Here is a 23654-nt window from a genome sequence, read left to right as displayed (position 1 = left end):
ATAATGGGGGATTTTTGTTTTGACAAGATGACGATTGCTGAAAAATGGCGTTTGTAAACGCTTTAGTTTCTGATATAATAAGATTCTATATATTCAGAAATATTTTTGTAAGAAAATCTTCCGGACTAAAAAAGCCGGAAGAGGAGAGCTAAATCTCCGTTTTCACCGGTTTGCCGCTCAGGACGAGCGCAATATTTTCCGCACAAAGCCTCATCATTTCTTCCCTCGTTTCTCTGCTGGCGCTTCCGATATGAGGAAGTGCGGTCACCTGCGGGAGACCGACGAGCGGATGTTCCTTTGAAATCGGCTCTTCGGCAAAGACATCAAGGCCTGCACCGGCGATTTCGTTGTGAATGAGCGCATCATACAGATCCCGTTCATCGACGACCTGTCCTCTTGAAACATTGATGAAAATTGCGCTTTTCTTCATCTTTTGAAAAGCTGAACGGTTAAACAGATGCTTCGTCTCCTCTGTCAGCGGCGTCAGGCACACGACAAAGTCGGCTTGTCCAATGAGCTCATCAAACGGTGCGTAAGAAGCGCCCAGTTCTTTTTCAGCTTCGGGATTTCGTTTCCGGTTGTGGTACAAAATATTCATGCCAAAGCCTTTTGCCCGCCTTGCCACAGCCCGTCCGATGCTTCCCATGCCGACGATGCCGATCGTTTTATGATGCACATCGGCGCCTGCCAGCAAAAGCGGTCCCCAGCCCGTCCATTTTCCTTGCTTGATCCAGTCGCTCGCCTCAATGATTCTGCGCGCTGCCGCAAGCAACAATGCAAAGGTTAAATCGGCGGTCGACTCCGTCAATACATCCGGCGTATTGCAGCAGATCACGCCCCGTTTTCTTGCTGCTTCCACATCGATATTGTCAAATCCGACCGCCAAGTTGGCGACCGCTTTTAATCGGGGGGCTTTTTGCAAAAGCTCCGCATCGATCCGGTCCGACAGCATCGTCAAAAGCCCGTCGGCCGTTTTTGCTTTTTCAAGCAGGACGTCCCGCGGACACGGCTCATCCTCTTTTTCCCACATCTCGATATCAGCCAGTTCTTTTAATGGAGAAAGCTGTTCTTCGGGTAATTTCCTCGTCACGTATACAAACGGTTTGTCCATTGTGCCACGTTCCTTTCTAAGAGCTGATTTCTTTTAGCATATCGAAAAAGGCGGCAAAAGTTAAGAGCCTCATGCGACTAAGAAAGAACACCCCGCCTTAAGGTGTCCTTTTCAGCCAATTGACGGAAGGCATGACAGCCAATCCTCCCGATCTTATGCTGACCATCTCCTGAAATCCGCTCAGAAACCGTTCATACGCCGGCACCTGGGACAATAGATGGTCGAGCTTGTTCTCATAATAGTGGTGCTCTGATTCAGGAGAGATATAATAGCCTTCAACCGTTTCAAAGTAATGAAGCGGAAACAGGAGCCTGCTGTACATGAGCCGCTTTGAAAAGGAAGAAAGCGGACTGACCTGTTCATATTGCTGAAGAAATAGCATCACCTCATTGAGATCGCCTTTTTGCTGAAACAGGCTTCTGGCGTATTCTGCAAGATCCCGTGCCGCATGATCAAACACCCATTCTACGGGAACCTTGACCAAAGGCTCCTGCTTCCATGTCTCACAGGTGAGGCGCTGCTGGCAGATCGTCCCGGAATCAGCAGCCTGGGGCTTGTCATCTAATTCGGTATCTGCCAAATATTGAATGGCGTTTTCCGTTAAGCCGAGATAATAAGGGAACGATTCGATAAACCGTTTTTCAAAAGGCTGCAATGGCTGTGACTGCGATTTTTGAATCCAGAACTGCTCGAGCTGGTCGAGGCGTTTCCCCCACAATTCTTTCCACTGGCCGATCCTTGTCGTTTCTTTTACTTCATAAGGATAGCCCCTCCCCTTTTGATGAAATTCGGCGAGCTCCGTACCGAACGGAAAAGACCGGTTCGTAAAACGGGGCGCCGCTTGAAGCAGCACATATGCCGTTTTTCCGTCCCTAAAAGTCATCTCCCCGTCCTTTGTGAACAAAAAAGAGGAAACGTATGGGTCGCGCTGTTCTTGCAAATACTGACTCATGTAATACAGCTCCGCAAGTTCGGCTTGGCTTAAATGGGAAACTGGGGCGATCAAGAACATGGAATTGGGTGTTTGAAAAGTCTGATAAGAGAGATATGACGAAAGTTCGCGAATGTGGATTCCGAATTTTTCTTTGATCAAATCTTTCACCATACAACACTCCTTTAAAAAATGGCCTTCTACACATCGTAATCCATCTAGAAGCCATTTATGAGTGAAAACGTTCTAAAATCGTTACGTTTTGCAGGACGTTTGTATACACTAAGTAAAAAAGATTGGGTGAACACGATGCCGGAAAACAACAGCATGCACAAAATAGAATCAGCAGCAAAAGAGTGGCTTGAAAAACGGGGCGTCAAGATTTCCGAGATTGCGGATCTTGTCTACCTTTTACAAAAGAAATACCATCCTGACATTACAAAAGAAGAATGTGAAGCGAATGTCAGCCGGGTCTTGAAGAAGCGCGAGGTTCAAAACGCCGTGCTTACCGGTATCCAGCTCGATATGCTGGGAGAGCAGAAAAAGCTGTTGGAGCCTCTGCAATCCTTAATTGAGACAGATGAAAGCCTTTATGGCGTCGATGAAATTTTGTCTTTTTCGATCATCAATTTGTACGGCTCGATCGGTTATACCAATTACGGCTATATCGATAAAATAAAGCCCGGGGTGCTCGCCCGCTTAAACGACAAGTCAACGGGGGAATGCCATACCTTTTTGGACGACATCGTCGGCGCCATTGCGGCCGCGGCCTCAAGCAGGCTCGCGCACCGGGCGAAAGACGCCGAATAAAGCCCCCCCAAAAAAACACTTGCCTTCTTACAAGGGCAAGTGTTTTTCATTTTCAGATGCGGTCCATCCATTCTGTAAGCGAATCGACCGTGTAAGTCGGCTTTTTGGCGTAAGCTTCAAGGTGTTCTTTTTTCGTCACTCCTGTATGGACAAGAAGCGTATCCATTCCGGCATTCATGCCGGCCATAATATCGGTGTCATAGTTGTCGCCCACCATCAGCGTCTCGCTGATGTCAGTTCCGAGGACTTTCATCGCCTGCTCCATAATGATCGGCTCAGGCTTTCCGATAAAAATCGGCTCTGTGCGGGTTGACACGGTCAACACTGACGTCAATGACCCGTTTCCAGGCAAAAGGCCTCTTTCGGTCGGAATCGCAATATCGCCGTTCGTCGAGATAAACGTCGCTCCGTTCCGAATCGCCAGACAGCCGACGGCAAGCTTTTCGTATGTAATGCCGCGGTCGATGCCGACGACGACAAAGTCGGCGTTTTCCCCGCCGAACGCCAGGCCTTTTTCTTCGATGGCCCGGCGGATTCCTTCTTCTCCGATCACATATACGGAAGCATCCGGCTTTTTCTCGGCGATGAAGTTCGCCGTTGCCATGCTTGTCGTAAACACCTGCTCTTCCGTTGCCGGAATATCAAAAGATACAAGCTTGTCCGCCACCTGCTTCGGCGTGCGCGATGAATTGTTCGTCACGAATAAGTATGGAATGTCCCGCTCCTTCAGCTTTTTCACGAATTCGCAGGCTTCGTCGATTTTTTCCGTTCCTTTGTACATTGTTCCGTCTAGATCGATTAAATATCCTTTGTATGTTTTCATGTGTTACACTCCAGTTTATTAATGCGGTTTAAATGCTGATACAGGTCCGAGTTCATTGTTTAAATAATCGCGGATACGGACGGGAAATGCCTCAAGCGCTTCCGCGTGCGTTTTCAGCAAGTTTTCCAATTCCCCGTGGCTGACATTCAAGTAATCCTGAACGAGCGCTTTCCGGCAGGCGATCAGCTGTTTCAGATCTTCGCCTTCCGTTTGGCTGACGACCTTCTCATCAGCCAGTATATCCATGATGTCGTCATAGCTTCCCGGATCTCTCATAATGAAGCCGTCAATCATATCGTTTCCTACGTCCAGGATACTTTCGATCAGCGTATGACCGATCCTTTCAAGCGCTTTTTTTTCGATGTCTGACGCCCATTCAGTCTGCTTATGAAACAGCCGGAGCTGCTCTTCAAAAAAATTCAGCGTGTTTTCAATTTTGTTTCGATCGACAAAATACATAGCGGCATCCCCTTTTATGACCGATTATTTTCGCAAGCGTTTCAACACAAAATACGCACAGCCGAAATTGCAGTATTCGTAAATATATTCATCAAGGGTGCTGATTTTTGTATCAAAGGTCGCCTTTTGATTTTGATCATCAAAAAAGCCTTTCAGCCTCAGCTGGCTGTATCCCCAGTCCCCGACAATGTAGTCGTATTTATTTAAAATATCGGAGTATCTTGCTTTAAACGCTTCTTCATTAAATCCGTTTTTCACATCTTTGACGACTTCAAATGCAGCGTTCTGAACGACAATCATTCTTTTCACCTCTTTTATATGATAATTCAAACACCAGCCGCCATCAATTGCTAAGAATAAATCTTCCTCTTTGGAAAAGCTATAGATAAGGAGGAAATGCAGGATGAAAACAAAAATGCTTTTAACCATTTTGCTGCTGGCCTCGCTGGCCGGATGCCAGCAGGCTTTAAACGATCCGAATCACAAAGATATTTATGATGAAGACGGCAACACCGTCCATGTCGCTGATCGGAACCGCCAGTACAACCAAAGCTTCAGAAACGATGATCGAAAAGGCAGGTTCGGTTATGCGCGCCATCAGGCGACTCCAGTTAAAAACAAAGATAAAACACAGACGCCAAAAATCAACAGGGAAGAGATGGCCCATATTATATCTAGTTTAACGGTTCAGCTTCCCAATATTCAAGATGCCTCGGCGCTTGTAACGGATGAAGAGGCGCTTGTCGTCTACCGGACAGGTTCAAAGCGGCGCGAGGAAACCGCAGATCAGGTGAAAAAAACGGCGGCCTCCGTCGTTCCGAGATATTACCATATCTATATATCGGACAATCCGAATTTGATGCAGTCCATCGCCAACTTCAGCTCGCTCGGCTCCAATTCAAGAAACGTCGATCAGCTGATGGCCGATACGATCGAGGAAATGAAAAAATCGCCTCAAGGAAGCGTTTCGACGGACGGAAAAGGAAAAAACGCCGAATCCTAGCGCACGAAAAAAACGCCAGATATTCTGGCGTTTTTAATTTAGCTGAGACAATCAGGCATTGGCCTGCCGTTTTTTGGACGCTTCATTGACCTGTTCATCGGCATGGTAGGAAGAACGGACAAGAGGACCTGCTTCACAGTGGCTGAAGCCTTTTTCCATGGCGATCTCTTTCAGTTCGGCAAATTCATCAGGATGGTAGTATTTCTGTACTTTCAAATGCTTTTTGGACGGCTGCAAATATTGGCCGATCGCCATAATGTCGACATTGTTGGCCAGCAGGTCATCCATCGTTTCAATGATTTCTTCTTTTGTTTCGCCAAGACCGATCATGATGCTCGATTTCGTCGGGATATCGGGCTGCATTTCTTTGGCGCGGCGCAAAAATTCCAAAGATCGTTCATATGTAGCTCTTGCACGGACTCTCGGCGTCAGCCTGCGGACCGTCTCAATGTTGTGATTCAAAATGTCCGGCCGGGCATCCATCAGCATTTTTAAATTATCGTAGTCTCCGCCCATATCGGAAGGAAGAACTTCAATTGTCGTAAAAGGATTTTTTCTCCGGACGGCGCGCACGGTTTCTGCGAATACGCCAGCTCCCCCGTCCTTCAAATCGTCCCGGGCGACGGCTGTAATGACCGCATGCTTCAGATTCATGAGACTGACGGAATCTGCGACGCGTTCCGGTTCTTGCAAATCAAGCTCTGTCGGCAGGCCGGTTTTCACCGCACAAAAGCGGCAGGCTCTCGTACAGACAGATCCGAGAATCATAAACGTTGCAGTCCGTCTGACCGCCCAGCATTCGTGAATATTCGGACATTTCGCCTCCTCGCACACCGTATGCAGGTTGTTTTCTCTCATTAATTTCTTAAGGCCCGTATAGTTTTTATTCGTATTAAGCTTTATTTTCAGCCATTCGGGCTTTCTGAGGTGTTCGTCTTTCTTTGCCAATTCCATCAACTCCACTCGTGGATAGTAATCAAGTTTTGCTGCGAAAATGTAAGGACTTGGGCGATGGATTTCGTCCCTTGCCATTTGGAACCGCTTAAAAAACTTAAAAACTTGTCTTTAGTCACTTTAACATACGACAGATTTGCGGACAAGGCATTGATTTTTTGCAATATCAAATTGTTAACATTTTCTTATTATCGTTTTTACCGTTTGTCGCACACTATACACAATTAAACGGAAAGGAGCCAATGATACTGTGAAAGTCGTATTATCCGTTCTCATTCTCCTTTTAGTCATCGTTCAGCCTTGCGCTTTGGGAAAGGAACAGACAGCGTCAGTTCTAAAAAAAAGGATGGCGCTTTACAATAGAGCGGAAGCTGCGACCCAAATCCCCTGGTACGTTTTCGCTGCCGTTGATCAATACGAAATCAACATTCGCAAGAACCGCAAAGACCTGCCGAAAAAAAAGGGGTATACAGGGATCTACATTCCGCAGGACATCTGGAGCGGTCCTGAAAATCCAAACCAAAGTGATACATCTCCGCTCAGCATTAAGGTATTTGACGGAATCGGAATGGACGGCAATGGAGACGGCCGGGCGGAAGCTGATAATGACGAAGATGTCCTGTATACGTTCGGCAAATATTTGACGACATATGGAAACGATCTCGCAAACATCCGCATCGGGCTGTGGGAGTTTTATGAAAGGGATCAGTCGGTCGGCATCATTACGGGATTTATCAAACTTTTTCGCAAATACGGCCACATTGATTTAGGCGCGCACGCGTTTCCCCTCCCCATCCGGTCGGATTACAGCTACAGAAGCACGTGGGGAGACGCCCGCGGCTTCGGGGGCAGGCGCATCCACGAAGGAACCGACCTGTTTGCCCATCACGGAGTTCCGGTTCGGTCGACATGCTACGGAATCATCGAAATGAAAGGCTGGAACCGCTTTGGCGGTTGGAGAATCGGAATCAGGGACATCCATAATACGTATCACTACTTCGCCCATCTGAACGGATTCAGCAAAGGTTTAAAGGTCGGGCAGATCGTCGAGCCCGGCCAGGTGATCGGCTCCGTCGGAAACACCGGATACGGGCCGCCGGGCACATCGGGAAAGTTTCCGCCCCATCTCCACTACGGCATGTACAAGGACAACGGCAGAAGCGAGTGGTCATTTGATCCGTATCCTTATTTAAAAGCATGGGAGCGAAAAGAGCTCAGGCAGAGGAAAAAATAAAAACATCCCGTTTTCCCCGGGATGTTTTTACTCTTTTTCATCGGCTTTTTCGCCTTTGGAAGGAATTTGGATCGACGGGGACGTCTGGCTTCCGCTGCCGCTGTAGAAATCGGGCACATCTCCGTGTATCGCCTGAATCGTCGCCGGTATCGTATTTTTGACAACCGCCGTCTTTGTCGCAAACGGAATGACGACCCTCACCTTTACTTCGACAAGCACGCCGATGTTAATTAAGGCGTTGTTAATCCCGTAAGGCTTGACGCTCTCTTTCACGTCTGTAAAGACGTCTCCGACGATGTTGAGGCGCACGGGAATTTTTGGACCGAGGTTTCCGAGCAGCGAGTTGCCGGTGGTCTGGCCGAGGGGAATTTGATAAATGACGCCGTCATCCCGCCCTTTCTTCGTTTTTGCTGAAGAATTAAACTCTTCTGTTTCGGTTTCCTGAAGATTGTGATGAAGCGCTTTTGTAATTTTGCTTTGCATATCCTTAACAACGTGGGAGTTAAAATCGACCGTCGTTACTTTTCCGTTTTCGCTTGTTTTCATCTCGATCATGTTCTGTACATTTTTATCTTTGCTAATATAGCTTTCGACCGCTTCCTGGATGGCGTGCATCGCAATTCTGTTCGTTTCCATTTCCGCAATGTTCAACAGCGTCGGCTTGATCGAGGAGTTGATGATCAATAAGCTGACCGTTGTTGAAAATATAAATATCACAAAAGAAAGGAGCATGACATACCGAAAAGGCAAAGGTCCTCTTTTAGAAAGAGGGCCGCGAAATCTCCGCAATGCAAAATCCCCCCTTACATCACAATGTGTATGCTTGTAAGAGGGGATATACGCTTCAAACAGACAACTTTTATTCCGCCATTTTTAAAAGCGCCTCTTTGCCGCTCATGCCGGCGTGTATCCCGAGCTCTTTTGCCGCGTCTGTAACCGATTCGAGCGGGGCGCTGAGAAGCTCATCGATCGTGCGGACGCCGACTGCTCTTGCGGCGACGATTTTCCGTTCCTTTAATTTATCATTCAGCAGGGCGACATCAAGCGCCCCGCACATAATATATCCATGATCGGTCGTTACCGCCATAAAGTTCGTTTTCGGCAGTTTGACGGTTACAGCGATAAACGGCCGGTCTTCGATTATCACCGGAGTTACATTCACCACTTTCAACCCCCCCCCCTTTACCATTAGTGTATGGCGAAAGCGGGGGACTTGTTCCGTTTTACCCGAAGAAGCTTTTTCAACGATCGCCTCGGCATGCCTTATCCAGCTTCCAGGCCAGGAGGTCCCGCAGGAATTCCGGCATGAAATACTCGATGTCACAGGCATCGCGAATCGCAGGGAAAAGGGTCCCGAGCGTAAACATGTCAATGGTTGCGAGCGTATACGTGCGGCCCGGCTCGATTTCGGCTCCGGCGACCGCGAGCTTTTCTGCATCAAGACCGGAGTACATCATTTTTCCCATCACCTTTCCACGGAAGCCGAGGCCTTTGATATGAAGCTGCTCCATTTCCTCTGCGGAAGCCTGGAGTACGGTTTCCTTCAATTCGGTTCCCGTCAGCTTCACTTTGACCGGGTTGATCGGATGCGGACAAATACGGTGGATGTCGCCTCTAGTCACAGGTCCGGCTGAAAGGGAGCCGAGCAAAATTCCGGCATTGACCATGCCGATTTCGGCATTACACCATTCCTTAAGCGCATCGGCAAGCATTTGGGGCAGAGCTGAAGCTTGAAACCATTCGGCTGTAATCGGATGATCCAATTGAGCCACTTCCTCCCGAAGCACAGTCCGGGCTTGCTCCATTTTTCCCATGAGGAAAGCAGACGTTTCCTCCGATTCTCCATTCCAATCTGAAGTCTTCTGTACACTCGCTTTTTTTTCGAAAACGGTCCTCCTGTCAAGATCAACCGTCAGTTCGACATGGCCGGCATAGTTTCCATACTTTTCGGCGCAAGCGAGCAAAACGCCGTTTTTCATCATGCCGTCCTCCAGCAAATGGTGTGTGTGGGAACCGAGGATCAGATCGATTTCGGGAAACCTCTCCGCTGCCTTTTGATCGTCCAGGATGCCCAAATGAGAAAGAAGAATCGTGATGTCGGCTTTTCCTTTGACCTCTTTCAGTACCCGGGCGATGCTTTCAAAGGCGTCGGTTACTTTCCAATCGAGCTGTGCATAGATCGGATAATACGGGACCGTCACGCCGAGTACGGCGATGGTGATTCCGCTCTTTAGCGTTTTGATCCAATACGGCTCTGCCCATGACGGCCTGTTTCCGCTTGTATCAAACAGGTTGGAAACGATGACCGGAAACTCCGCATGACGATAAAGCGCATCAAGCTCCTCGTGCGGGAGCGTGATTCCTTCATTGTTGCCGATCGTGACCGCGTCATATCGCAGACGATTCAAAAGCTCCACATTCGCTTTTCCGAAAGTTGCTTCAGATATCGGGTGAAATCTGTCGACATGGTCGCCGATATCAAACAGAAGCACTTCCTCGTCTTCCGCTGTGTGTTTTTGCCTTTGTTTCCCGATGTAATCAACGATGGCCGGCCAGTTTTCAAAATGGCTGTGCAGATCATTTGTATGATAGATATGGAGCTTTTCCCGCATGCAAATCTCTCCCTAACGTATAGACTAAAATGCGCCTTGATAGATAAGTCTGAGTCCGACCAGAATCAGAACGAGCCTCATGATGAAAACGATCGTTTTCGATTGCATCTTTCTATTGATAAAGGCGCCGAGCTGCCCTCCGAACCAGGCGCCCGGAATGAGCGCCAAAGCATAAAGCCAGTTGACATGGCCGCTTATAACGTGGCCGGCAGATCCCGCAATCGAAGAAAGGAAAATGATAAACATCGATGTGGCGACTGCGACCCGCGTCGGAATTAAAAACAGGAGCATCATCGCCGGCACCATTAAAGAGCCTCCGCCGATTCCGAATAAACCGCCGAGGAAACCGACGAAACACGCGATTGCGATTCCTGCCCAAGGCTGGTAGGAATACGTGTAATCGTTCCCCTCGTCATCTTTAAACGTTCTGATGATGCCGGCGTGCTTCTTGTCCAACGGCTTCGCTTTTTTCTTGATCATGAGCGACAAAGATATCAAAATCATAAATATTCCAAACCAGAGGGAAAACGAATCCGTGCTGAAATATTTTGACACATGGGCGCCGATAAGGCTTCCCGGTCCAGATCCGATAAAAAAAAGAAGCCCGCTCTTATAATCGACGGTTTTGTATTTCATATAAGCGATCGTCGAAGACAGGCCCGTAAAGATGATGACAAAAAGCGAAGTGCCCACCGCCATTTGGGGCGTAACGTGGTGAAATAACCCCGTAAAGCCTGACAAAAAAAGCAAAGAAGGAACGATGACAATCCCGCCTCCAAGGCCGACGAGACTGCCGATGGTTCCCGCGATCAAACCGAGTATGATCAGTATAAAATATTCCATGAATAAGTCCTTCTTTCTTTAGCTGAATAAATCGAGCTGCCTTGGCGTAAGCCCTTGATATTCAAGGCCGAGCAGCTCCATCATTTGTTTTCCGTTCGCGGCCGCATCGCCGCCTGAATTGTTGTTGAACAGCACGTAAAGATCTTTCGACTGCCGCTTTAAAAGTTCCAGGTTTTTCGTCCAATCTTTCAATTCCTGTTCATTATATAAATACAAATATCTGACTTCCCGCCAGTTTTGCCCCGAAGACGGCCGGGCCCAGCCCTCCTTATTGCGGCCGTGAAAACGGACGAGCGTCTTTTCGCTGTCTGTCGCATGAAGAACGGTCGGAACGCTCCCTTCCCCGATCTGCGGTTCATCGCAAATGCTGTGTATCCAGCCTTGTTCTGTCATAAAGGAAAGCGTCTTATCGCGGAATTGGGGCATGAACCATGACCTGTGCCTGAATTCAAGGGCACACGGCACGTCCCCCATTTTCTCCCTGCACCACCTTAAGTAATTGACGTTTTCTTTTCTGCAGTCAAACCAGGGCGGAAACTGGAAAAGAACCATCGCCAGCTTCCCGGCTTTTATGTAAGGGGCGAGCGACAGTTTAAAGGCGTCAAACATCTCATCCTTTGAATCAAAAGGAATGTCGCCGCGCTGATGGCCGGTCATTCCCTGATAGGCTTTTATGACAAATTGAAAGGACTCCGGCGTTTCTTTTACCCATTTTTCGTTGTTTTTTTCGGGCTGGATTGCGTAAAAGCTTGCATCAAGCTCGACGATCGGAAAATGGGACGAATAGTGCAGCAGCTTTTTTTGGCTGTTTGTCTTGGGCGGATACAGGCTGTCATGATCCCCCCATCCGGTTAATCCGATATAAATCAATCTCGTTCACCTCTCTTTTTAGTTTATCACAGGTTTTTTCGAGAATCCTTTATTTCGGCCTGCATGTTAGCATTTCCTTCTCCCGAATCTTTATCATAAAAAAGAAGCCGGCACCCCGGCTCCTTAAGGCGTTTTCTTCGGAAAAAAGGTAAAGCTGAAGCTATAGAGAAAATCGATGGCGAGAATGACGGACCATAAAGCAGCAGTGCGCATTAAAGCTTCGGTTCTGTCAAAATCGCCGATGAACACGTGCAATCCCGCCAAAAGCGCCGCTCCGATCGCCCAGGCGGCAAAATGGCGAAGCCAGCCTGCCCGCTCTTTTTTGGCGTGTTCCTTTCCGTACCGCGGCCCTTTGTCAGGCTTCGGACCTCCGGCAAAGCGATAGGCGAACCGGACATCCGCCCATTTGATCATCCGGCTGCCGAATGCGACGCTGACCCCGATGTAGACGGCGGCCAGCCCGTGCAGAGTATCCGCTTTTGCCCCATTGTGCAAATCGACGGCCGTCGCTATAAGCAGCAGCAAATCTAGTACAGGCGTTGCGGCTAGAAACAACAAGCCGATTTTTTTCATCCCGGCAATATATCGAAAAAACAGACCTAACAGAATAAACACCCAAAATCCGATTTCACAAGCAATAATCAGCAATCCAATCATCTATGTTTCCCGCTCCTTTTTTAATACGTTTGTGCTAAAAAAATAATAACACAAATGTATGAAATAATACAACTGTGTTATAATGAATATATGCCAAAAATCGTTGATCACGAAAAACAAAAAGAAAAAATTGCCGAGGTCGTCTGGAAGGTGATCCACAGAGAGGGACTTGACCATTGCACCGTCAGAAAAATCGCGGAGGAGGCGGGGCTTTCCGCAGGGGCGATGCGCCATTACTTCCCGAATCAGTCCCAGCTGTTCATCTATTCTATGCAGCTGGTCACAAACAGGGTGAAGGCGCGCATCGAACGGATGACATGGACGGGAACGCCTGCCGACGATGTGAAACAGCTTCTTCTTCAGTTTTTGCCCGTAGATGAAGAAAGAAAGCTGGAAATGGAGGCATGGCTGTCATTTACGGCGAAATCGCTCAGCGATCCGGAGCTCCAGCCGTTACGAAAGGAGATGAACGCTGGAATTTATTCAGCCTGCCAAAAGGCTGTTGAAGCGCTGACGCAATCCGCCGGGAATCCGGATATTGATGTGCCGATGGAAACGGAGCGGCTGTACGCCCTTATCGACGGACTTGCGCTCCACTCGCTCCTGGAGCCCGGACAAGTGTCGCAAGAAGTGATCGATTCCGTGCTGACAAGCCATTTAAAGTCCTTGGCCATGTGACAAAAACCAGCCTGACGGTGCAGTCAGGCTGGTTTCATTCGTTTCAAACATTGGAATATTGTACCGTTTTCAGCCATTCCCCCCCGTTGTGACGGAGCGGCCCGCTTCCGTCATAAACGAGCCGCCCTCTGTTGAATGCCGCCGCTGTGCGGCAGGGGAAAACGTGTCCTTCGTAAAGGCTTTGCTTATGCCTCATAAACATGCTGTCCTTTGTTACGGTGTACGAATCATTCAGGTCGATGACGGCAAAATCGGCGTCACAGCCGATTTTGATCTCGCCTTTTTTCCCGCCCAGGCCGAAACGGAGTGCGGGCGTCCGCGCCGTCCAGTCAGCCACCTTCTCAAATGGAAGCTTGTATGTCAAAGCGATCTCGATCATCGCCAAAAGCGTAAACTGGCCGCCGCTGATTCCGCCCCACGAGCGGAACAGATTGCCGCCTCCTTTTAATTCGGGAGGACATGGAGAATGGTCTGATGATATTATGTCGATTTTGCCTTCGACGAGCGCCTCGATAAGCGCGGATTTTCCCGCTTTTGACCGAAGCGGCGGAGCGCATTTCGCTTCCGCGCCCTTTTCCAGCAGCGCCCCATGGTCAAACAGAAGATAATGTGGACAGGTTTCAGCGGAAACGTCGATTCCATCTCGTTTCGCCTCAAAGATCAAATCGAGTGCTTCTTTCGTCGTCATATGGACAAAGTGAAGAGAACAGCCCGTGACAGCGGCAAACCGGAGGGCACGGAAAACGGCTTCAGCTTCAGCCTCCGGCGGCCGCGATGCCGCATACGCATCAGCATCCGTCCTCCCCGATTGTTCGGCTTCCTGCTGCAGAAATTTGATCATTGGATCGCTTTCGGCGTGAAGCGCCAATATTTTGTTGCAGGCGGCAATTTCCTTCATGCCCTCCAAAAGGGTCAAATCGTCTGCGGCTTGAAATTCTTCATTTCCCGCTTCGAAAAGAAACGCCTTAAAACCGATGACCCCGGCATCAGCCATACCTTTAAGGTGATGGATTTTTCCGGGGACGAGTCCGCCCCAAAGGGCAAAGTCGACGAGCGATTTTTCTTCGGCGATCGCCGCTTTCTCCTCGAGCGCCTGAACGGTGACGGTTGAAGGGATGCCGTTTAACGGCATGTCAAAATAGGTCGTGCACCCTCCCGCAGCCAGCATCCGTGATCCGTATGAATTCCCTCCCAATCGGGACGGCCCGGCTCGCTGAAATGGACGTGGCAATCGACGGCTCCGGGAAAGACGTACCGACCGTCAGCCCGCCATACCGTTCCGGCAGCTTTTTCGTCCAGTTCGCCGATCGCGGTGATCACCCCGTCTTTTACGCCGATATCGGCTTTTTCCGCTCCCTCCGGCAGTACGGCATAAGCGCCTTTCAACACGAGATCGTACACGTTCATGAAACCCCTCGATTCACAGCCGTTTTTCCATGATAAAAGGAGAGCGCGGCCTGAAGAGCGCGGCCCGGCTGAACAGGGGCTCCGACACGAATAAGGACCGCTTCAAGCGCCGCTAACGCAAATAGAATATTTTCTTTGCGGCAGCTGTAGCCCATCGTTCCGATTCTCCAGATTCTTCCGCAGAGGGGGCCGAATGAGCTTGCAATTTCAACGCCGAATTCCTTAAGCATCATGTTGCGCACCTCTTCTGCATCGACCCGTTCAGGCACCTTGACACAGGTGACCGTAGGAAGCTTTTTCTCTCCTTCCGCAAACAATTCGAGCCCCATCGCCCTGATTCCCTCTGTTAAGGCCGCTTCGTGAAGCCGGTGCCTTTCAAAGCGCTCGGACAGCCCTTCTTCGAGAACGGCGCGCGCGCCTTCCCGCAAGCCGTACAGCATGGATGTCGCTTCCGTATGGTGATTCAGTCGCCGCGGACTCCAGTAATCCATCAGCTGGCTGATGTCAAAATAGTTGCTGTATATCGGCAGATGGTCCCTTTCCCGCTTCATGTCTTCTTCTGTAGCAATGCCGCGTTCGACTTTTTTCCTTTCGTTGATCCGCGCTTCGATCCGGCTGTTAAACGTAATCGGCGCCATGCCGGACGGAACGGATAAACACTTTTGCGTTCCGCCGATGACGGCGTCCAAACACCACTCGTCCGTATTCACGTCCGTCCCGCCGATCGTTGCGACCGCATCGACCACGCACAGCACGCCGAGCTCACGGCAGAACCTGCCGATTTTCTCAAGCGGCTGCATGCATCCCGTCGATGTCTCGCCGTGTACGATTGCCACGATTTCCGGCTTGACGCGTTTAATTTCCCGAATGACGTCCTCAGGATCAAACACCTCTCCCCAAGGGCATTCCATCGTATGTACGTCGGCGCGGCAGCGTTCACATATCTCGACAAGCAGATGGCCGAACCTTCCGAATATCGGAACGAGCACCTTATCGCCGGGTCTGATGATGCTTATGAGGACCGCTTCAAGCCCCGCTCTCGACGTCCCGTCGACCGGAAACGCCCACTTGTTTTTCGTCCGGAAAATCTGCCGCAGCAGTTCCATGACCTCGTTCATCATATTCGTGAATGCCGGGTCAAACTGGCCGAGCACAGGGTTTGAAAGGGCCCGCAGCACTCTTGGGTCGGCTTCGACCGGTCCCGGCGTCATAATCGTCCGTTTGGGAATATTGATTTCTCCGATTGTCATCACCTTTTCTCCTCTCATTCATAAGCCAAAGTATATAGCAGATTGGCGAGCAGCCTGATCCCCGAATTGAGGTCATCCGGATTCGTCCATTCCTCTGGCGAATGGCTGATCCCGTTCCGGCTCGGAACGAACAGCAGCGTCGTCGGACAATGCGTCCCGAAGATTTGGGCGTCGTGCCCCGCTCCGCTGACCATTTCCCGATAGGATACGTTTGTTTTCTCAGCCGCCCGCTTGGAGAGGCGCGTCAATTCCCGATCCATTTTCACAGGTTTTGCATCCGTCGTCTGCACCGCGCTGATCTGAACGCCCGACACTTCGGAGAGCTCTGTGAAATATCTGAAAATATCTTCGCCGAATCGATCCAGCACCGCTTCGCTGTGATGCCGAAGATCAAGAGAAAAAACGGCTTCACCCGAAATGACGTTCGGGACATTCGGCTTTGCTTCAAGCCGTCCGACCGTGGCCGTTAGAAGCGGATCGGCAGCTCTTGCTTTTTTCGTCAAGTATGAAATGCAAAGAGACGATATCGCGACCGCATCCTTCCTTGTATTCATCGGCGTCGTCCCTGCATGGTTGCTTTCGCCTTTGACGGTGACAGTATAGCGCCGCTGCCCGACGATGTCGGTGACGATTCCGATCTGCCGGCCGCTCGCCTCCAGGATGCCGCCTTGTTCAATGTGGAGCTCGATAAAGCATGCCGCATCATTTCTGAACGGCTTCTTGTACCTCCCTTCCCCAAAGCCGCACTGCTTCATCGCCTGTTCGATCGAGATTCCGTCGCGGTCGCAGACAGCGGGAGCCTTTGTACAGTCGAACAGGCCCGTCAGATTTCCCGACCCCCAAAATGTAAGGGGAAAACGGCTACCTTCTTCTTCGCACAGGGAAACGACTTCGATCGGCCTTTTCGGCGCTCCGTAAGCTTCACGGAGCCGTTTTGCGGCAAGAAGGCCCGCCAGAATTCCATATGCCCCGTCGAGCCTTCCGCCGTTTGTGACCGTATCGATATGCGAACCGGTCAATATCGCCTTTTGTTGAGTCTCTGTTCCTTCTATTCTTCCAAACAGATTCCCTGAGTCGTCAAAATAAGCATCCATTCCCCAGCCCTCCATCTTTTCTTTTAAAGCGTGCTGGGCATCCAGCCAGGGCCTGGTATAGAGAAGCCTTGTCACTCCCCCTTCCCCGCTGTCGCCAAATGAAGCGAGCCAGGTGATCATTTCTTCAATTTCGCTTGCTGTGCTGCCGGTTATGCGGGCATTCATAGTCATGTAAAGAAACTTCCCTTCTATTTTCTTGTTATATTTCTTTACAACTTTATATATAAATCCCAGTTTACTGATAATATAAACAATAAACATCGGCATAATTGTCACAATTTCATTCGTTTTTTGTTGATCTTAACTAAAATGTCGTCACGTTTCTTTACGAAGGAGGCTGAAAGATCAAATGAACATTTTTGACATCATGCAGCTCCCCGTGTTTAAAGGTGCAAGGCTTGCCGCAGGGGAATCCGGAGGCTTCAGGACCATTCAGCACATCAATATGATGGATGCGCCGGACATCGCTGATTTTCTTCATCCGGACGAGCTGCTTGTCACGACCGCTTATCATGTAAAGGACCGTCCGCATTTATTAAAAGAATTGATCGAGAAGATGATCAAGCGAGGCTGCGCGGGACTCGGCATTAAAACGAAGCGCTTTTTGAGGGAAATTCCCGAAGAGGTGATTGCCATTGCCGATCGGCAGTCGTTTCCGATAATCGAATTGAACGAAAGCGTCCGCCTCGGCGACATTGTCAACCATACGCTGAAACAGGCGATAAATGCCCAAAAACAATTCACAGATCATATCATGAGCGGGAGAAGCATTCAGTCGCTGGTGAAAAATGTGTCACTTATATTGGGTATGCCCGTTCTCCTTTTAAATCAGCACCTCAAGCCGATATCCCCGCAAGGAGCGGATCGATCCGAAGGGCCGCCGCTTCATGAAGGCATTTTTCACAGAGGCAGCAAAACGGCTTTCACGTGCTTTTCAACCCTTTCCAAACAGAAAACATATTCCGTATTCCCGATCTATACCCATGAAAAAAAATGCGGCTTTCTCGTCGTGTGCGGGATGATTCCAGCCACTGACAAAGGCCTGCTGTTAACGATTGAACAAGCAGCCAATGTGATCGGTTTTGAACTGATGAAAGAAAACGCGCTCAAGCAGTATACGAGAAGAGCGCGCAATGAGTTTTTCAGCAATTTTTTGGACGGAGCCTTTTCTTCGCCGGCCGAGATTAAAAACCGCGCCAAAGAATTCGCGCTGAAGTGGGACCAAAAGTATTTATGCATTGCCGGCAAATTGGACCGCAACGAAAAAGCGGTCAGCTTCACGGAGAACCAGCTGGAATCTGACGGCGTGTTCGAGTTTTTGGAAGAAGAGCTCGGTCGTTTTCCGTTTCCTCCGCACCTGTTTATCAAAGGAAACACGTGCTTCCTCCTCGCCGAGGGAACGGACAGCTGGGCGGAAATGAACGCGGCGGTTTACGCGTTTTTACGGCGGTTTCAGCAAAATGCCGCAAAGCACTTCCGGCGAACGATTTCCTTTGGCATCAGCAATCTCTGCCATCAGCTTGCCGATGTCCCCGATATCTGCAAAGAAGCGCTCGACGCCCTGCACTCCGGTCACCTTTCCGGCGGCACAGAATTCATTCAAACATACCATATGAAGGATGTGTCAGAGCTGCTGAGGATGATTCCGGTCGACGATTTAAAAAAGTTTTGCACATATACGCTGCAAAACTTGGCACATCTGCCCCGCGATGATCAAGGGCTAATTCATACATTATCCGTCTATTTAGAAACGCACTGCCAAATTTCTGAGACGGCAAAACGTCTGTATGTCCATAGAAATACGGTCATTTACAGGCTTGAAAAATGCGAGGAGCTCCTTGGAAAGAACCTGAAGGATGCCGACACCACGCTGCGCTTACGGCTGGCTCTCAGAATTCAAATGCTGCTTAACATGTAAGAAAATGCTGCGGCTTGCTCGGAAAAATGGAGAAAACGCCAGCACATCATTTCAATCAACATGCGGCCATAAAAAAACGCCGGCATTTTGAAGTGACCCCCAAAAGTTAGACAGCTTATTTTCTCAAGTAACATGACTGGCATGAATCCGGTATTGTACTGGGCTCATGCCTTTTAATTTTGCCTTGATCCGTTTGTGATTATAGTAATCGATATATGTTACGAGCTCTTGTTTAAAATGCTCGATGCTTTGAAATTCGTTGAAATGGATAAACTCTGATTTTAAAATACCAAAGAAACTTTCAATGACCGCGTTATCGTAACAGTTTCCCTTACGAGACATACTTTGAATAATATTTCGTTCCTTTAGGGCGTGGCGATACTGTTTCATTTGATAGTGCCAGCCCTGATCGGAGTGAATCAACAGATTTTCTTTATCTGTCAGCTGTTCAAATGATTTTTCCAACATCTCGGATACCAATGAATACGTTGGCCTGGATCCAATTGTATAAGCAATGATTTCGCCATTAAATAAATCAAGCATTGGCGATAAATAGAGCTTCTCCCCAAATAATTTAAATTCCGTGATATCTGTTACCCATTTCATCTTCGGCTTTTCCGCCTTGAAATTCCGCTCTAGCCTGTTTGGTGCCACCGTGCCGGTTTCTCCTTTATACGAACGGTATTTTTTCATCCGTACGAGACATTTCAACCCCAGTTCCTTCATGAGGCGATATATTTTTTTATGATTCATTTGATATCCCCGGTTTTTAAGCTCGTCGCGTATCCGGCGGTACCCGTAACGGCCTTTATGTTCATGATAAATCGATTGAATCAGTGTTTTTAATTTGGCATCTTTGTCTGGAAGACCGAAGGTTTTGACCCAGTAATAATACGTACTGCGTGGAATTCCAGCCAGTTTAAGCAGGGCTTTTACCGGAAATTCAGTCCTTAGTTCAAATTTTGTAATTTTTCCTTGTTTTGAACTAAGGTATTCAACTTTTTTAAGTAGGCATTCTCCATTCGCAGACGTTCAATTTCAGCCTGCATGGCTTCCACTGATCCTTCTTGCGGTGTTTGTTTCTTCGTTCTTTTTTGATTTTTCTTTGTCATTGACGGCCGCCCCTTTTTCATCGGTTTTAGGGCATCGATTCCTCCGGTTTCGAACAGTTTCTGCCATTGAGCCACCGTAGAAGGTGCTTGAATATTGAAGATGGCGGCTGTTTCACGGATCGACGTCCCATTTTCGATCATATAGTGAAGTACCTTCAGTTTATCTTCTACAGAATAGGTTGTATAGAGTTTTTGAAACGCACTTTCTCCATGGTAATGGTATTTGCGAATCCATACCTGAAACACACCTGACGAAACACCGATCTCTCTGGCGATTGTTTTATGCCCTTCCCTACCCGCAAGATACCTTTTGACCGCTTGTATTTTTTCCTCAGCTGTAAATTTAGCCATAAAAAACTGCACCTCCGATTGTTAGATGGTGTCTAACAATTGGGGTGCAGTTCATTTGCCGGCTGCTTTATACTTTTTTCGGGATTGCTCTGGTTTGCTTTTTCCGTCCCCAGCTGACCGCCGCCAAAAAACTCAAGACAAGGACGGCCGCGCCAAACACGTATGGAATTTCGATGTTCACGTCGAACAGCAGCCCCGCAACCGCAGGTCCGACAATGTTGGCAAGGCTCATGAACGCATTGTTCATTCCTGCCGCAAAGCCCTGCTCATCTCCGGCCATTTTCGAAATGAGGGTATTGATCGCCGGGCGAAGGATGGATGTCAGCATAAAGAAGACGATCGTCGCGCCGAACACAAGCCAATACGATCCGGCCAGCGAGCAAACGACGAGCGCTGCAGCCGAGCCGATCAATGTGATGTTCATCAGACGCTTTTCGCCGAAGCGGTTCGTGAGCATTCCAAGGGCAACGGCTTGGACAAACACGCCGATCAAGCTTGCCGCCGTGATGACAAACGCGATGTCTCCCGGTGTAAACCCGTGCTTGTGATCGACATACAAACTGAAGACCGCTTCAAAATTCATGATGCCGAAGTTCAAAACGAACACCAAAATGAGCAGAAACGCATACGGCGATTTCAGCGCCCGCGTCATTTGCTTCAGCAGGGGTTCGCGCCGTTCGCCGGACCGCCGCTTTTCAAGCATCTTTTCTTCGCTGAGCGTTTCCGGAAGCACGAAAAGCGACAGTACTGTTGCAACGCAGGCTAAACCGGCTGACACGTAAAACGGAAAAGCGAGCCCGTACGCCACCAAATAGCCGCCTGCTCCGGGGCCGATGACAAATCCGAGTGACATCGCCGCACTGATCAGCCCCATCCCTTTGCTGCGGTCCTTTTCTGAGGTGATGTCCGCGATATAGGCAAACATCGCCGGAACCAAAAAGGCCGCCCCCGCTCCGCCCAAAAGGCGCGAAACAAACAGGAGCCACATCTGGCCGGCCCAGGCGAAAATGAGCTGTGAAACGGCAAACGCTCCGATGCCGAGTATGATCATTTTCCGCCTGCCGTATTTATCCGTCATTTCCCCTGCAACAGGCGAAAACAGCAGTTGCGTAATACCGGAGGCCGCGATTAACAGGCCAAGCGTCCCTCCCGAGGCGCCGAATTTTTCTATAAATGTAGGCATGAGCGGAATGATCAGCCCGATGCCGAGCATGACGATAAATACGTTCAGCATAAGGATATATAATCTGGCCATATTTTTCATGCGCATACCCCTTCCTTTTCGTCCGAAAACAGGACTTTTTCTTCAAGGTCAAACTGCTACTCAATCAGTATATCCAGCGGTGGATTTAAAGTCTAGTTTTTTCATATTTTATTTATTTTGTATATTTTTTCTTTACGAAAGCGCAATAGGTTTGTCATTAGGAATAAAATGCGCAGGTGTTGAGAACAGGAAGAAATGACTGATCTGCTATATCGGGAGACTTGCTTCTTATCAGCATTGAAAGGCGTCAGGGAGCTGGTGCACGATCTGGAAGAAACTTATGAAGACTATATAAAGAGGGGATGCACAAGTCTGAAACTAACCGATAACGAATTGACCCGATCAGGGATATGTCTGGAATCATCGGGGACATTTCAATCAAGAGGGTAGAAAAATCCGTCTCGAGGAACGGTTCCCCGCCGGCTGCCTCCGCGATTCGGATTTTAGCGGAGCTTTCCTCAGGACACGGAGCATTGAAACGCGGATTTCAGCCGCTTCCACTTTGCAAAACTGCATATGTAAAAAAATGAACTTCAAATTCCTGTGCAAAACGTCCAATTCCGCTTCACCTGCTTAAAGAAAGCAGACCTTTATCAGAGCCAACAGCCGGCTTATCACGCGAGCTTGCCGTTTTGCAAAATATCATGGATTTTAGAGGAGGACTGGCGCCTAACGCCAGTCTTTTAAACTACGACCAGCGGGCGGCATGGGCGATCAGCAAGAACACGACGGCGGCCGCCATCCAAAGGCAAAAGAGCGGCATGACGAATCGCAGCCATTTGTTCCAGGATATCCGGCTGATCGCAAGCGTTGCCATAAAATAGCCTGACGTCGGAAATATGATGTTTGAAAAACCGTCTCCGAATTGGAAGGCAAGGATCGCCGTCTGTCTCGTAATCCCGACGATGTCAGCCAATGGAGCCATGATCGGCATCATGATCAATGCCTGGCCGCTTCCGCTCGGAACAAAAAAGTTAAACAGCATCTGTGTAAAGAGCATCGCAGTGACCGTCAAATATGAAGGGAATTGTGAGACGGCATGCGATAAGGCGTACACAATCGTATCCATGATCTGTCCTTCCGTCATCACGACAGCGACAGCTCTTGCGATTCCGCAGACCATCGCACCGACCATCACTTCTTTAAACCCTTCGTTTAAAGACTCGGCGATCTCCCTTGAATTCAAGCCGGCGATCACTGCGGGGACGATCCCGAGCGCGAGAAAATAGCCGGCCATCGCCGTCATGTCCCACCTGAAGGCAATGACACACCCGATCAATCCAGCAAACAACACGAGAGCTGCAATCCCGGCACATTTGATCCGTGTTCCTCCCTCAAAAGCGGGAGCCGGTTCGGGCGCTTCTTTCTCCGTCAAGCTTTTTTCCGGATCGGCTCTTACGGCTTCCGCATACTTGAGCACATATATGACGCCCAGCGCCGTGATCACAAAGAAAATGACCGTCCGATATCCCATCCCCGAATACAGAGGAACGCCTGTGATCGTTTGCGAGATGCCCACTGTGAAAGGATTGGTCAATGCGCTCGTAAAACCGGCAATCGTCCCGCACAGCGCGATGGCGGCAGCCGTCATCCGGTCATAGCCGAAAGCCAGCATTAACGGCAGGATGACGGGAACATAGACGATCGACAATTCAGGGGTGCCGATGAAACAGGCAATGCCGGAGAAAACGAACATTAACGCCGGAATAATGAAAACCGGCCTGCTCCTGAACATATTTCCCAACAGGCGGACGCCGAGCTCAATGACGGCCGCTTTCCGCAAAACGGCAAAGACCCCGCCCGCCGTAAATGTAAAAAAGATAATCGGAGCCGCCTCCGTCATCCCTTTCGGCACAGAAGACACAAGCGTCAGCAAATCGACCGGAGACTGATCAATCCACTGATAGGAATTCGGGTCGACCATTTCCCTGCCGTCAGAGGTTTTGATCCTTTCGTATTCACCCGATGGTATGATGTATGTCGCAAGAGCCATGAGCATAATCATTGCGGCAAGGATGACATAAATGTGGGGAAATTCTTTTTTACGCTTCTTTTTCAATTCCTTAGTTTGATAAGCCGGCACTCCCATGGTTTGATCATCTCCCTTTCATGTTAACTTTTTTAACATATTAAATGTTTTCCAATCGTAATAGCATTGAAAAATCCTCCGAATTTTCGCAGATTATCGGTTAACATATCTAAAAAGGCCAGTCATCTCGTAAGATTTTCTCTCAACATAGCCTCTGTTTTCGTGTAAAGTCATAAGAAAAAAC

22 protein-coding genes and 1 pseudogene are annotated in these 23654 nt (G+C 49.1%); 5 read left to right on the top strand and 18 right to left on the bottom strand.

Annotation, left to right across the window (positions count from 1 at the left end; genetic code table 11):
• Window positions 1–148 precede the first annotated feature (148 nt).
• Together MHB78_RS05605 and yutH are read right to left on the bottom strand one after the other, a co-directional pair.
• On the bottom strand, window positions 149–1111 hold the full coding sequence (locus tag MHB78_RS05605; protein WP_046131640.1) for a D-glycerate dehydrogenase: 963 nt from the start codon (window positions 1109–1111) through the stop codon (window positions 149–151).
• A 97-nt stretch (window positions 1112–1208) separates the two neighbouring features.
• The gene (yutH, locus tag MHB78_RS05600; RefSeq protein ID WP_046131641.1) at window positions 1209–2216 is read right to left on the bottom strand and encodes a spore coat putative kinase YutH; all 1008 of its coding nucleotides are present in this window, start codon (window positions 2214–2216) and stop codon (window positions 1209–1211) included.
• 135 nt (window positions 2217–2351) lie between these two features.
• On the opposite strand from yutH, the gene MHB78_RS05595 reads away from it, so the two are divergent.
• A complete protein-coding gene (locus tag MHB78_RS05595) occupies window positions 2352–2852 on the top strand; it encodes a phosphatidylglycerophosphatase A (RefSeq protein ID WP_046131642.1) in 501 nt (166 codons plus the stop codon).
• A gap of 52 nt (window positions 2853–2904) precedes the next feature.
• Here the strand turns inward: MHB78_RS05595 and MHB78_RS05590 are convergent, their stop codons facing one another.
• Genes MHB78_RS05590 through MHB78_RS05580 form a run of 3 tightly spaced genes read right to left on the bottom strand, consistent with a single transcriptional unit; the run spans window position 2905 to window position 4434 of the window.
• Complete coding sequence (locus tag MHB78_RS05590; RefSeq protein ID WP_046131643.1) at window positions 2905–3675, bottom strand: TIGR01457 family HAD-type hydrolase; 771 nt, start codon at window positions 3673–3675, stop codon at window positions 2905–2907.
• An 18-nt stretch (window positions 3676–3693) separates the two neighbouring features.
• Complete coding sequence (locus tag MHB78_RS05585; protein WP_046131644.1) at window positions 3694–4134, bottom strand: DUF86 domain-containing protein; 441 nt, start codon at window positions 4132–4134, stop codon at window positions 3694–3696.
• Between the two features lie 24 nt (window positions 4135–4158).
• Complete coding sequence (locus tag MHB78_RS05580; RefSeq protein ID WP_003184977.1) at window positions 4159–4434, bottom strand: YutD family protein; 276 nt, start codon at window positions 4432–4434, stop codon at window positions 4159–4161.
• A 103-nt stretch (window positions 4435–4537) separates the two neighbouring features.
• On the opposite strand from MHB78_RS05580, the gene MHB78_RS05575 reads away from it, so the two are divergent.
• Window positions 4538–5137 carry a YhcN/YlaJ family sporulation lipoprotein gene (locus MHB78_RS05575; protein WP_046131645.1) on the top strand — a complete coding sequence of 200 codons (600 nt, stop codon included), beginning with the start codon at window positions 4538–4540 and terminating at the stop codon, window positions 5135–5137.
• Window positions 5138–5188: 51 nt separating this feature from the next.
• On the opposite strand, the gene lipA is transcribed toward MHB78_RS05575, so the two are convergent.
• Window positions 5189–6085 (bottom strand): lipoyl synthase, encoded by an 897-nt coding sequence (gene lipA, locus MHB78_RS05570; RefSeq protein ID WP_046131646.1) that lies wholly within the window; start codon window positions 6083–6085, stop codon window positions 5189–5191.
• 256 nt (window positions 6086–6341) lie between these two features.
• Here lipA and MHB78_RS05565 point away from each other — a divergent pair, with 256 nt between their 5' ends.
• Window positions 6342–7325, top strand: coding sequence for a M23 family metallopeptidase (locus tag MHB78_RS05565; RefSeq protein WP_046131647.1), 984 nt, complete (start codon window positions 6342–6344; stop codon window positions 7323–7325).
• A gap of 27 nt (window positions 7326–7352) precedes the next feature.
• On the opposite strand, the gene yunB is transcribed toward MHB78_RS05565, so the two are convergent.
• The 6 genes from yunB to MHB78_RS05535 all read right to left on the bottom strand — a co-directional run bounded on the left by yunB (window position 7353) and on the right by MHB78_RS05535 (window position 12307).
• Entirely contained in the window at window positions 7353–8114 is a 762-nt protein-coding gene (gene yunB, locus MHB78_RS05560; RefSeq protein WP_046131648.1) for a sporulation protein YunB, read from the bottom strand.
• Window positions 8115–8184: 70 nt separating this feature from the next.
• Window positions 8185–8490 carry a DUF1805 domain-containing protein gene (locus tag MHB78_RS05555; protein WP_046131663.1) on the bottom strand — a complete coding sequence of 102 codons (306 nt, stop codon included), beginning with the start codon at window positions 8488–8490 and terminating at the stop codon, window positions 8185–8187.
• Between the two features lie 76 nt (window positions 8491–8566).
• The gene (locus tag MHB78_RS05550; protein ID WP_046131649.1) at window positions 8567–9937 is read right to left on the bottom strand and encodes a bifunctional UDP-sugar hydrolase/5'-nucleotidase; all 1371 of its coding nucleotides are present in this window, start codon (window positions 9935–9937) and stop codon (window positions 8567–8569) included.
• Window positions 9938–9961: 24 nt separating this feature from the next.
• Complete coding sequence (locus MHB78_RS05545) at window positions 9962–10780, bottom strand: sulfite exporter TauE/SafE family protein (protein ID WP_046131650.1); 819 nt, start codon at window positions 10778–10780, stop codon at window positions 9962–9964.
• 18 nt (window positions 10781–10798) lie between these two features.
• Window positions 10799–11650: a DUF72 domain-containing protein gene (locus MHB78_RS05540; protein ID WP_046131651.1), complete on the bottom strand. Its 852-nt coding sequence runs from the start codon at window positions 11648–11650 to the stop codon at window positions 10799–10801.
• A gap of 123 nt (window positions 11651–11773) precedes the next feature.
• Window positions 11774–12307, bottom strand: a complete 534-nt coding sequence (locus MHB78_RS05535; protein ID WP_046131652.1) for a hypothetical protein — start codon at window positions 12305–12307, stop codon at window positions 11774–11776.
• A gap of 90 nt (window positions 12308–12397) precedes the next feature.
• Between MHB78_RS05535 and MHB78_RS05530 the strand changes: the two genes are divergently transcribed.
• A complete protein-coding gene (locus MHB78_RS05530) occupies window positions 12398–12985 on the top strand; it encodes a TetR/AcrR family transcriptional regulator (RefSeq protein WP_046131653.1) in 588 nt (195 codons plus the stop codon).
• Window positions 12986–13028: 43 nt separating this feature from the next.
• Here the strand turns inward: MHB78_RS05530 and MHB78_RS05525 are convergent.
• The 3 genes and pseudogenes from MHB78_RS05525 to allC form a co-directional block, all read right to left on the bottom strand.
• A pseudogene (locus MHB78_RS05525) lies at window positions 13029–14392 on the bottom strand (allantoinase).
• Window positions 14389–15642 carry an alanine--glyoxylate aminotransferase family protein gene (locus MHB78_RS05520; RefSeq protein WP_046131654.1) on the bottom strand — a complete coding sequence of 418 codons (1254 nt, stop codon included), beginning with the start codon at window positions 15640–15642 and terminating at the stop codon, window positions 14389–14391. Before MHB78_RS05520 ends, MHB78_RS05525 begins: the two are co-directional and overlap by 4 nt.
• A gap of 14 nt (window positions 15643–15656) precedes the next feature.
• Window positions 15657–16907 (bottom strand): allantoate deiminase, encoded by a 1251-nt coding sequence (allC, locus tag MHB78_RS05515; RefSeq protein ID WP_046131655.1) that lies wholly within the window; start codon window positions 16905–16907, stop codon window positions 15657–15659.
• Window positions 16908–17085: 178 nt separating this feature from the next.
• On the opposite strand from allC, the gene MHB78_RS05510 reads away from it, so the two are divergent.
• Window positions 17086–18654 (top strand): PucR family transcriptional regulator, encoded by a 1569-nt coding sequence (locus MHB78_RS05510; protein WP_046131656.1) that lies wholly within the window; start codon window positions 17086–17088, stop codon window positions 18652–18654.
• 123 nt (window positions 18655–18777) lie between these two features.
• Here MHB78_RS05510 and MHB78_RS05505 read toward each other — a convergent pair.
• From MHB78_RS05505 to MHB78_RS05495, 3 genes are all read right to left on the bottom strand, one after another.
• Window positions 18778–20117 (bottom strand): IS3 family transposase gene (locus tag MHB78_RS05505; RefSeq protein WP_099047072.1). Its coding sequence is split into 2 segments (ribosomal slippage): window positions 18778–19646 and window positions 19646–20117, totalling 1341 coding nucleotides; the frame shifts between segments, so codons are not numbered across the junction.
• A 67-nt stretch (window positions 20118–20184) separates the two neighbouring features.
• Complete coding sequence (locus tag MHB78_RS05500; protein WP_046130175.1) at window positions 20185–21381, bottom strand: tetracycline resistance MFS efflux pump; 1197 nt, start codon at window positions 21379–21381, stop codon at window positions 20185–20187.
• A 688-nt stretch (window positions 21382–22069) separates the two neighbouring features.
• Window positions 22070–23470 carry a Na+/H+ antiporter NhaC family protein gene (locus MHB78_RS05495; RefSeq protein ID WP_046130177.1) on the bottom strand — a complete coding sequence of 467 codons (1401 nt, stop codon included), beginning with the start codon at window positions 23468–23470 and terminating at the stop codon, window positions 22070–22072.
• Window positions 23471–23654: the final 184 nt, after the last annotated feature.

Origin of the sequence: Bacillus sp. FSL K6-0138 (assembly GCF_037982765.1) — a bacterium.
GTDB classification, from domain to species: domain Bacteria; phylum Bacillota; class Bacilli; order Bacillales; family Bacillaceae; genus Bacillus; species Bacillus glycinifermentans.
This window is presented reverse-complemented; position numbering and strand designations above follow the sequence as displayed.